This is a genomic window from Pseudomonas sp. 30_B, from assembly GCF_017491605.1.
Taxonomy (GTDB): Bacteria; Pseudomonadota; Gammaproteobacteria; order Pseudomonadales; family Pseudomonadaceae; genus Pseudomonas.
Map to the genome: position 1 here is coordinate 1 of NZ_JAFGYY010000115.1, position 586 is coordinate 586.

1 protein-coding gene is annotated in these 586 nt (G+C 65.9%); it reads left to right on the plus strand.

Annotated elements, in window-relative coordinates; genetic code table 11:
- Window positions 1–103 precede the first annotated feature (103 nt).
- On the plus strand, window positions 104–586 hold a 483-nt coding region (locus J5M67_RS27480; protein ID WP_207888548.1), incomplete at its 3' end, for a BON domain-containing protein.

Genomic DNA, 586 nt, shown 5'->3' on the forward strand with positions numbered 1-586 from the left:
GGCGGTGCGCATCCAGGAAGTCCATCTGCTGACCATCCACTGCCTGTGCGACGGCATCGACGCGATGCTGCTGGGCGAGGATTGATTCGAAGGAGAGCCGTCGATGAGTAACAGCCGCGTCAGACAGACGCTAGTCAGAACCACGCTCGTGATCGGCCTGTCGGCCGGCCTCGCCGCCACGCTGCAGGGCTGTGTGCTCGCGGTCGCCGGCGCGGCGGCGGGCGGCGGCGCGCTCGTCGCGACCGATCGCCGCACGCTCGGCGCGCAGACCGAGGATCGCGAGATCCAGGTGAAGGCGTTGACGCAGATGAACAACGGGCTGCCGGACGGCTCGCACGTGAACGTGACGGTGTTCAACCGCCGCGTGCTGCTGACGGGCGAAGTGCCGAGCGATGCCGCTAAGCAGCGCGCCGAAGAGATCGTCCGAGCGATCAACAACGTGAACTCGATCGTCAACGAGCTCGCGGTGGGGCCGGCGAGTTCGCTGTCTGATCGGGCGAACGATTCGTATCTCGAGGGCCGCGTGAAGACCGCGATGATCGCCGAGAAGGGGATTTCCGCGAACAACTACAAAGTGGTGTGCGAG